Source organism: Rhizobium sp. PDO1-076 (assembly GCF_000247475.1).
In the GTDB taxonomy this organism is placed as follows: domain Bacteria; phylum Pseudomonadota; class Alphaproteobacteria; order Rhizobiales; family Rhizobiaceae; genus Allorhizobium.
The window spans coordinates 1-9,873 of record NZ_AHZC01000057.1 but is presented as its reverse complement, the minus strand read 5'-3'; the positions used below and the strand labels follow the sequence as shown (position 1 = coordinate 9,873).

General features: G+C 61.3%; 9 protein-coding genes. 1 reads left to right on the top strand and 8 read right to left on the bottom strand.

Annotated elements, in window-relative coordinates; translation table 11 throughout:
• Positions 1 to 322 precede the first annotated feature (322 nt).
• The 3 genes from PDO_RS05100 to PDO_RS05090 are packed head-to-tail and all read right to left on the bottom strand — an operon-like array spanning position 323 to position 3,078.
• Positions 323 to 1,216 carry an SDR family oxidoreductase gene (locus PDO_RS05100; protein WP_007598704.1) on the bottom strand — a complete coding sequence of 298 codons (894 nt, stop codon included), beginning with the start codon at positions 1,214 to 1,216 and terminating at the stop codon, positions 323 to 325.
• A 3-nt stretch (positions 1,217 to 1,219) separates the two neighbouring features.
• Positions 1,220 to 2,374, bottom strand: a complete 1,155-nt coding sequence (gene queG, locus PDO_RS05095) for a tRNA epoxyqueuosine(34) reductase QueG (protein WP_007598703.1) — start codon at positions 2,372 to 2,374, stop codon at positions 1,220 to 1,222.
• Positions 2,375 to 2,385: 11 nt separating this feature from the next.
• Positions 2,386 to 3,078 (bottom strand): glutathione S-transferase family protein, encoded by a 693-nt coding sequence (locus PDO_RS05090; RefSeq protein WP_007598701.1) that lies wholly within the window; start codon positions 3,076 to 3,078, stop codon positions 2,386 to 2,388.
• Positions 3,079 to 3,220: 142 nt separating this feature from the next.
• On the opposite strand from PDO_RS05090, the gene PDO_RS05085 reads away from it, so the two are divergent.
• Positions 3,221 to 4,027 carry an undecaprenyl-diphosphate phosphatase gene (locus tag PDO_RS05085; RefSeq protein WP_007598699.1) on the top strand — a complete coding sequence of 269 codons (807 nt, stop codon included), beginning with the start codon at positions 3,221 to 3,223 and terminating at the stop codon, positions 4,025 to 4,027.
• 66 nt (positions 4,028 to 4,093) lie between these two features.
• Here the strand turns inward: PDO_RS05085 and PDO_RS28535 are convergent, their stop codons facing one another.
• The 5 genes from PDO_RS28535 to PDO_RS05060 form a co-directional block, all read right to left on the bottom strand.
• Positions 4,094 to 4,252, bottom strand: coding sequence for a hypothetical protein (locus PDO_RS28535; RefSeq protein ID WP_007598698.1), 159 nt, complete (start codon positions 4,250 to 4,252; stop codon positions 4,094 to 4,096).
• A gap of 190 nt (positions 4,253 to 4,442) precedes the next feature.
• Positions 4,443 to 5,423, bottom strand: a complete 981-nt coding sequence (locus PDO_RS05075; protein WP_007598696.1) for a complex I NDUFA9 subunit family protein — start codon at positions 5,421 to 5,423, stop codon at positions 4,443 to 4,445.
• A gap of 151 nt (positions 5,424 to 5,574) precedes the next feature.
• Positions 5,575 to 5,862 (bottom strand): DUF1330 domain-containing protein, encoded by a 288-nt coding sequence (locus tag PDO_RS05070; protein WP_007598695.1) that lies wholly within the window; start codon positions 5,860 to 5,862, stop codon positions 5,575 to 5,577.
• A 34-nt stretch (positions 5,863 to 5,896) separates the two neighbouring features.
• A complete protein-coding gene (gene pyrF, locus PDO_RS05065; RefSeq protein ID WP_007598694.1) occupies positions 5,897 to 6,601 on the bottom strand; it encodes an orotidine-5'-phosphate decarboxylase in 705 nt (234 codons plus the stop codon).
• 184 nt (positions 6,602 to 6,785) lie between these two features.
• Positions 6,786 to 9,873: efflux RND transporter permease subunit (locus tag PDO_RS05060; protein ID WP_007598693.1), on the bottom strand; the 3,088-nt coding region annotated here is incomplete at its 5' end.

Genomic DNA, 9,873 nt, shown 5'->3' with positions numbered 1-9,873 from the left:
GTATAAGCGGGGTGAAAAGTGGCAAAAACGTGCCCTTGAGTGATCACGTAATGTTACGTGACGTAACATGCGTGATTGATTCGCAGAAAATATTCACCTTAATGAAGTCTAAACGGGAAGAAAAAACCTATTGAATCCAGTTGGAACGGAGGAATCCCATTCCTCGAGTCGCCCGGAGATGCGCGATCACAAAATAAATGAAGAAAAATTCTTCCAGTTCGTCACATTTGCCGCCCTAATTGTGGCTGGCTTGTGGTGGAGGCCCAAACTGTAGGGTCTGCCGGGGGTGATCCAGATGCAGCCCGACCTTCTAAAACGGCTATCAGGCCGGTTTGTTCCAGCGACCCGAGGACAGTAGATCCTGCAGGGACTGGTAGTAATTCGGGAAGTGGAAATCAAATCCGAGCGCCTTGATCTTGGCGTTGGAAACCCGCTTGTTCTCGCCATAGAAGGACCGCGCCATGGGGGTGAGGTCCGCGGTTTCGAACGACTGCTCGGCCGGTGCTTCTACCCCCATTAGCCGGGCTGCCTCGCTCACCACATCCTGCGGCGGGCTCGGCATGTCGTCCGTGACATTGAAGACACCGGCTGTCCGGGGAACGGCCAGAAACGCTGTGGCCGATGCGATGTCCTCGACGCGGATGCGATTGAACACCTGGTCTTTCTTCACCAGCCGCCGCGCGGTTCCCTGTTCGAGATTGATGAAGGTGTTGCGGCCGGGGCCATAGATGCCCGATAGCCGCAGGATCGCAAGCGGCAGGCCGTCGCGCTGAGCGAGAGCCGTCCATGCCGTTTCGGCTTCGACGCGCTCGACCGAGCGCGCGGAGACCGGCTTGAGTGCTGTCTCCTCATTCACCCAGGCGCCGTCATGATCGCCGTAGACGCCGACGGTGGAGAGATAGCAGAGCCATTCAAGTTTGGGCATGGCGGCGCGCAAACCGGTTTCACCAAACAGACGGATCAGCGGATCGCCGTCGCGGCCCGGTGCGATCGACTGGACCAGATGGGTGACGCCGGCCAGCGCCTGCATCAGTTCGTCGGACAGAACCTGTCCATCATAGATATGGGGTTGAAGCCCGGCTGCGCGAAGCGCCTCGGCCTTCTCCGCGCTTCGGCTGGTGCCGCCAACCCAGATGTCCTGGATGGCACCCTGCGCGGCCATCTGGCGGCCGATCGCCTTGCCCGAGTAGCCGGCTCCGAAAATCATCATGCGCATGTATCAGCTCTCCATCATCCATTCAGCCCGGACTGTGCCGTCGACTTCCCGGGGCAAATGTTCCCCGCGAAGTGCGGCAAAGCGATCGGGCAAAACCAGCCGCGCCAGCGCCCAGACGGCCATGCCGCGCACATCGGCCGAGACATCGTCCAGTAGGCTTTCGCAGGCCGGAACAAGGGCTGCCGAACCGGAATTGCCGGCGGCGATCAGCACATTGCGCACGAAACGGTCTCGACCGATGCGTTTTACCGGTGAGCCGCTGAAATAGGTGCGAAACCCGCTGTCGTCCAGCGTCAGGAAGAAGGCAATGTCCGGCGCCTTCAGATCGTCGCGGGCTTTCAGCTTCATCTCGCGCGCTTCGGCGGCGAACTTGTTCCACGGACAGGCCGCCAGACAGTCGTCGCAGCCATAGATCCGGTTGCCGAAAGCTGGCCGGAGTGCCGCGTCGATGACGCCCTTGTGCTCGATCGTCAGGTAGGAAATGCAGCGCCGTGCATCGATCTGGTAGGGTGCGGGAAAGGCGTCGGTCGGGCAGGCGTCGAGACAGGCCCGGCAGGAGCCGCAATGGTCGCGCTCGCCCTCATCGATCTCAAGCTCTGCGGTGGTGAACAGGCTGCCGAGAAACAGCCAGGAGCCGAATTCGCGGCTGACCAGATTGGTGTGTTTGCCCTGCCAGCCCAGGCCCGCCGCGGCAGCCAACGGTTTCTCCATCACCGGGGCAGTGTCGACGAAGACCTTGACGTCGGCACCGGCTCTGGCGGCAAAGCGGGTGGCGATCTCCTTCAGCCGACCCTTGATGACGTCATGATAGTCGCGGTTGCGGGCATAGACCGAAATGGCAGCCTTGTCCGGCAGCGCCTGCAGCGCGCGCGGATCTTCATCTGGACCGTAGTTCATCCCGAACATCACGATGGAGCGGACGTCGGACCAGAGCACGCGCGGATCGCCGCGGCGCTCTTTCGTCTCTTCCATCCAGGCCATCGTGCCATGGCGCCCGGCATCCACGAATTGCTGAAGTCGCTCCGGCGCCTGGGGAATGGCATCCGGCAAGGTGATCCGACAGAGATCGAAACCTTGCGCCTCCGCCTCCTTGCGCAGGAAGCCGGTGAGATTGGTCCGCCGCTTGATGACCTTCGGATCGTTCTGCGGCTCGTCCATGGCCGGATCCGTCAGAAATCGAGATCGGCGTAATGCGAGACGGGGGTCAGGCCACGCAAGCGCTCGGTCAGCAGCGGGCGGAAGGAGGGGCGCGACTTCAGCCGCTGATACCATTCCTTGGCGACGGGGAATTCCGCCCAGTCGATTTCGCCGAGATAATCGAGAACGGATACGGCGGAGGCCGCCGCCAGATCGGCATAGCTCAACCGTTCGCCCGCAAGCCATTGCCGTGATCCGGCAAGCCAGCTCAGATATTTCATGTGCTGGCGAATATTGCCGCGGGCGGTGCGCAGGATCTTGGAATCCGGTGCGCCGCCACCAAGGCCGTTCGGAATGATCAGCTTGTGCACCCGTTCGCGCACCAGCGGCTTGGTGACGTCCTGCTCCATCTTCTGCAGGAACCATTCCGTCAATCGGCGGATTTCCGCGCGCTGGAACGGATCCTCGGCCAGCAGCCGCCGGTCGCGCTTCAAGACGCCATGCGTCTCGTCCAGGAATTCGGAGATCACCATCGCCCCACACAACGCGCGCATATTGTCGTCAACATAGACCGGCAGGGTGCCGGACGGATTGTAGGCCAGGAACTCGCGACGCTTTTCCCATGTTTGTTCTTCGACAAGATCGACCTGGTAGCCGTATTCGGAGAGCACCAGACGGATAAACCGCGACGATGTGGACATGGAATGGTGGTAGAGGGTCGGCATTGTTACTCGAATTCTTGGAATTTCGCCTGCCGGTACGCCCGTGCGAGAGGCGACTGGTCATGACCTCGGCTTCCAAGCTATAGGAGCTTGGTTACCGCAATACAAGCAAATCGCTTCGCCATCCCGCCCTGAAAGAGTTTCCATGGAAGACCAATCCATCATCAGCGCCCTTGTGCTCGGACTTATCGAGGGTCTGACGGAATTCATTCCCGTTTCCTCGACGGCTCATGTTCTTCTCGCCGGCCATTTTCTCGGTTTCGAATCACCAGGCAATACCTTTGCCGTGCTGATCCAACTGGGCGCGATCCTGGCGATCCTCAGTGTCTATTTCACCAAGCTGCTCGGCATTGCGCTGTCGCTGCCGTCCAGCCCTGAAAGCCGCCGTTTCGTGATGGCCGTGCTGATCGGCTTCCTGCCGGCAGCCGTCATCGGTGCGCTGGCGCATGACTTCATCAAGACCGTGCTGTTCGAGACGCCGATGCTGATTTGTGTCGTTCTGATCCTCGGCGGGTTCGTGCTTTTGTGGATCGATCGCCAGCCTTTGACGCCGAAATATACCGACGTCACGCAATATCCGTTGTCGCTCGCCCTGAAGATCGGTTTTTGCCAGTGCGTGGCGATGATCCCTGGCACATCCCGCTCCGGCGCCACGATCGTCGGCGCGCTGCTGCTCGGTGCGGACAAGCGTTCGGCGGCAGAATTTTCGTTCTTTCTCGCCATGCCGACCATGGCCGGCGCCTTTGCGCTCGATCTCTACAAGAACCGCGATGCGCTGAGCTTCGACGACGGCACGATCATCGCGATCGGCTTTGTTGCGGCCTTTGTCACGGCGCTGCTGGTGGTAAGGTCGCTGCTGGATTTTGTCTCGAAGCGTGGCTATGCGCCGTTCGCCTGGTGGCGCATCGTGATCGGCAGCATCGGCCTTGTTGCCTTGCTTGTCGGCCGTTGAGCCGCGTCGTATCTGTCTGCAGGACACAAAAAAGGCCACCGACGGGGTGGCCTTTTTTGTTGTGTCTTATTCGGACGCCGTGATCGAGCTCGTGCTGCACGGATCGACGCCATAGGCCGGGGAGCAATTGCCCTTGCGCGCTGCCACTGTCGACGGTGCGAGGAACGAACCGGCGATGATCACCAATGCCGCACACGCAAAGAACAGTGCGATGGACTTGCCCATAAAATGCCTCATGAGGTGTAGAAGACTTGGGCTAGCGTTCATTCTCGCCCTGCCGTTGGGGCCGAGTCTTTACGCATTGCCATCGGAGGCATCAATAGAGGATCTTGCTTTATCCGCGGTTAACGCAGGTGTTTCCACGACTGCGTCATTTGTGCAACGTCGAAACAGTTGGCCGTGCAATGGGCCGCCCTCAGGCGGCCTTACCGGAACCGGTGAACTGTCCGTGCGGACGGAAATGCACCAGATAGGTCGGCAGGATGGAGGCGACCTTCACCGGCTGGATCCCCATGCCTTCCAGCGTTCGGCCTTCGGCCTTGGCACTGTCCGACACGACATTGTCGCGCTTCAGCAGCGTCACCTGGTCGCTGGTCAACGGCGGAGTGATCAACGGAATGGCGGACGCGATGCTGCCGATCATCGAGGCAATGCCGAAAGGCATGGGCACGAGTGCACGCTTGCGGCCGATCACCTCGAGCATGGTCTGCAGACACTGCTTGAAGGTCAGCACGTCGCGCCCACCGAGTTCGTAAATCTTGCCGGAGGCAATCTTGCCGTCGACCGAGAGCGCAACGGCTTCGGCGACATCTTCGACATAGACCGGCTGGAACTTGGTCTTGCCGCCGCCCACCAGCGGCAGGAAGGGTGAGATGCGAGCCATGGCGGCGAACTTGTTGAAGAAGCTGTCTTCCGGTCCAAAGACGATCGACGGGCGCAGGATCGTCGCATCGGGGATGATCGACTGGATCGCCGCTTCCGCACGGCCCTTGGTCGAGGCGTAGATGGACGAAGACTGCGCATCGGCGCCGATGGCAGAGATATGCGTCAGGCGGGCACCGGCTGCACGCGCCGCTTCGGCGACGGCACGGGCGCCGAATTCCTGCACGGCGTCAAAGCTGTTGCGGCCGTTTTCAAAAAGGATGCCGACGCAGTTGACCACATGATCGGCGCCCTGCACGGCCTTGTCGATCGATCCCCGGTAACGCAGGTTCGCCTGGACGAAGGAAATCTGGCCGACATTGCCGAGCGGCTGCAGGAAGCCGGCAAGGTCCGGACGGCGGACAGCGACACGGATGCGGTAGCCGCGACGTGCCAGAGCCCGAACGACATGCCGCCCCACGAAGCCCGAGCCTCCGAAGACGGTGACGAGCGGCGGAAGGTTCGACAAGGTCATGGTGGGTTCCCCTGGACTGAATTTGGACTGCATTTGAACTGCGATTGAACGGCATCGGCGCGCAAGACGCCCATGGATTGTGGCCTGTCTTAGCCGAATCGCAGCTCTAGCGAAAGGGCTGATCAGGCCCGCGCGGGCGAGACAAACAGCCTCAGATACCCGCAACCACCATCATGTCCGCATCGGCGACTTCCTGGCGGATTTTTGCGGCAATCTGGTATTCCGGTGAATTGTAGCAATCGACCGCCGCCTGATGCGACGGAAACTCGATGATCACGTTGCGCGGCCGGACATTGCCCTCCAGCTCGGTGACATCGCCGCCACGAGCGAGGAAGTTTGCGCCGTATTTTTCAAAGGCCGGCTTGGCAGCAGTGACATAGTCCTTGTAGCGCTCCGCGTCACGAATGGTGACATGCGCAATCCAGTAACCCTTGGCCATGTTTGTTCTCTCCATTTTCCGATTGCGCAGCCGGTCAGCGAGCGGCTTGAAGTGCGGCGTCCATTTCCGCAAGGATTGCCGTTGCTGCAGCCTTCGGATCCGCAGCCCTGACGATCGGCCGGCCGACCACGAGATGGCTGGAGCCGGCTTTCAGTGCATCGGCCGGTGTCATCACCCGCTTCTGGTCACCCTTGTCGGCACCGGCGGGCCGGATGCCGGGTGTGACCAGCGCCATGTCCGGGCCGATGATCGAACGCACGGCAGCGGATTCTTCGGCCGAGCAGACGATGCCGCCCATGCCGGCGGCGCGCGCCTGTTCGGCGCGCTTCAGCACCAGCGTATGCGGATCATATTCGTAGCCGGCATCGACCAGATCCTGCTCGTCCATCGAGGTCAGCACCGTGACGCCGAGCAGGCAAAGATCCGAACCTTTGGCTGCCTCGACGGCGGCGCGCATTGCTTTCGGATAGGCGTGCAGAGTCAGCATCGACATGCCCATCTTGGCGATGTTTTCGACGCCGGAGGCGACCGTATTGTCGATGTCGAGCAGCTTCATGTCGAGAAAGATCTTCTTGCCGCTCTGGGCAAGGTCGCGGGCAAATTCCAGGCCGCCGGCAAAGACCAGCTGGTAGCCGATCTTGTAGAAGGAAACGCTGTCCCCGAGCTTGGCGACGATGGCCTCGGCCTCGGTTATGGTTGGGACGTCCAGTCCGACGATGAGACGGTCTCGTGCGCTCAAGGGGTTTACTCCTGTCAGATCTCCATGGCCGTCCAGTCGCACGGGACGAAAAGATCTGCAAGAGAGAAGAGACCGCTTTCATCGGTGCGGTCGACTGAAGTGGCAGGCAGGGCGAGCATAGTCTGGAAACGGACATGGGCGGGAAGATCCCGCCCATGTCATCGGCTTGGAAGGTGGTTCTAGGTCATTCCGCAGCGACGGAATGTTCAACGCCTGTGGCCGTCTGGCTGTTGGCCGGTTCCCGGTCATGCTGCACCAGCGGCCGGTTGCCGGCAAGCCTGCGCAGCAGCACATAGAAGACCGGCGTCATGAAGATGCCGAAGAAGGTCACGCCGATCATGCCGGAGAACACCGCGACACCCATCGCCGAGCGCATTTCCGCACCCGCACCGGTGGAGACGACCAGCGGCACGACACCCATGATGAAGGCCATCGACGTCATCAGGATCGGGCGCAGGCGCAACTTGCTGGCCTCGATCGCGGCCCGGACCGGCGTCCGTCCTTCAAACTCGAGTTCGCGGGCGAATTCGACGATCAGGATGGCGTTCTTCGCCGATAGTCCGACAAGCACTACCAGACCGATCTGGGTGAAGATGTTGTTGTCTCCCCCCGTCAGCCACACACCGGTCAATGCAGCGAGCACGCCCATCGGCACGATCATGATGATCGCGATCGGCAGGGTCAGGCTTTCATACTGGGCAGCCAGCACCAGATAGACAAGCAGCAGCGCCAGCGGGAAGACCACGATGCTGGAATTGCCGGCGAGGATCTGCTGGTAGGTCAGATCCGTCCATTCGAAGTCGATCCCGGCGGGCAGGGTTTCCGCCGCGATCTGTTCGATGGCCGCCTGGGCCTGGCCCGACGAGAAGCCCGGAGCCGGACCGCCGTTGATGTCGGCAGCCAGGAAGCCGTTGTAGCGCGTGGTGCGTTCCGGTCCGGTCGTGGCATCGACCTTCAGGAGCGCCGAAAGCGGGATCATCTGGCCCGACTGCGAGCGCACCTTCAACTGACTGATATCCTCCGCCTTGGCGCGGAACTTGGCATCGGCTTGTACACGCACGCTGTAGGTGCGGCCAAACGCGTTGAAGTCGTTGACATAGAGCGAACCGAGATAGATCTGCAGCGTTTCGAAGACATCCGAGACCGAAACACCGAGCTGTTCAGCCTTGGCACGATCGAGATCGGCGTAGAGCTGCGGCACGTTGATCTGGTAGCTCGAGAAGATCCCGGCCAGTTCCGGTGTCTGGTAGGCCTTGGCGATGAATGCCTTGGTGGCTTCATCCAGAGCCTGATTGCCAAGACCGGCACGGTCCTCGATCTGCAGCTTGAAGCCGCCCGTCGAGCCGAGGCCGTTGACCGGCGGCGGCGGGAACATGGCGATGAAGGCATCCTGGATGCCGGCATATTTCTGGTTCAGCGCCATGGCGATGGCACCGCCCGAAAGCTCCGGCGATCTGCGTTCCTCGAAATCGTCGAGAACCGCGAACACGATGCCGGCGTTGGAGCCGATGGTGAAGCCATTGATCGACAGGCCTGGGAAGGCGATCGCATGGGCGACGCCGGGCTGTTCCAGCGCGATGTCGCTCATCTTCTTGATCACCTCTTCCGTGCGGTCGAGGGTGGCACCGTCCGGCAACTGGGCAAAGCCGATCAGATACTGCTTGTCCTGCGCCGGCACGAAGCCGCCCGGTACTGCGGTGAAGGCCGTATAGGTCAAAGCCACCAGTCCGAGATAGACGATCATCACCAGCGACTTGCGCGACAACAGTCCGCCGATGCCACGGGCATAGCTGTTCGATGCCGCGCCGAAGGCCCGGTTGAAGCCGCGGAAGAACCAGCCGAAGATCCGGTCCATGAACCGGGTCAGCCAATCCTTCGGTGCGTGATGGTCCTTCAGGAGAAGCGCAGCGAGTGCCGGAGACAGGGTCAGCGAGTTGATCGCCGAGATGACCGTCGAGATCGCGATCGTCAGGGCGAACTGGCGGTAGAACTGGCCGGAGAGGCCGGAAATGAACGCCAGTGGCACGAAGACTGCGACCAGCACCAGCGCGATCGCGATGATCGGGCCGGACACTTCCTTCATCGCCTTGTAGGTCGCATCACGCGGACTGAGGCCGTTTTCGATGTTGCGCTCGACGTTTTCGACAACGACGATCGCGTCATCGACCACGATGCCGATGGCCAGCACGAGGCCGAACAGCGTCAATGCATTGATCGAGAAGCCGAAGGCATACATCACGGCGAAAGTGCCGATGATCGAGACCGGCACGGCGATCAGCGGGATGATCGAAGCGCGCCATGTCTGCAGGAAGATGATCACCACGAGCACGACGAGGGCAACGGCCTCGAGCAGCGTGTCGACAACCTTTTCGATCGAGGCGCGCACGAACTTGGTCGTGTCATAGGCGATTTCGTATTTCACCCCTGTCGGCATTGCCAGCTGCAACTCATCCATGGTGGCACGGACATTATCGGCAATCTCGATGGCGTTCGAGCCGGGCGCCTGGAGAACGGCCACGGCAACTGCAGGCTTGCCGTCAAGCAGCGAGCGCAGTGTATAATCGGCTGCACCAAGCTCGATGCGGGCGACATCGCGCAGACGCGTGATCTCGCCGTTTGCACCGCTCTTGACGATGATGTTTCCGAACTCTTCCGGTGTCTGTAGGCGGCCCTGAGCATTGACGTTGAGTTGCAGGTCGACGCCGGGCACGCTGGGCGAGGCACCGATGGTGCCGGCAGCGGCCTGGACGTTCTGGCCGCGAATGGCATCGGTGATGTCGCTGGCGGCGAGCGAATGCTCGGCCGCCTTCTGCGGATCGATCCATACGCGCATCGAGTAGTCGCCGGCGCCGAATACCTGTACCTGGCCGACACCCTGGATTCGGGCGAGCCTGTCCTTGACGTTGAGCGTCGCGTAATTGCGCAGATAGGTAATGTCGTAGTCATCCACGGTCGAGACGAGGTTGACCACCATGATGAAGTCGGGCGAACTCTTGACCGTGGTCACGCCGAGCGCACGCACTTCCGCCGGCAGGCGCGGTTCCGCCTGCGAGACGCGGTTCTGCACCAATTGCTGCGCCTTGTCGGCATCGGTTCCGAGCTTGAAGGTCACGGTCAGCGTCAGCACGCCGTCCGATGTCGCCTGGCTGGACATGTAGAGCATGTCCTCGACGCCGTTGACCTGCTCTTCGAGCGGGGTCGCCACGGTCTCGGCAATCACCGTCGGGTTTGCGCCCGGATAGACGGCGCGCACCACGATCGATGGTGGAACG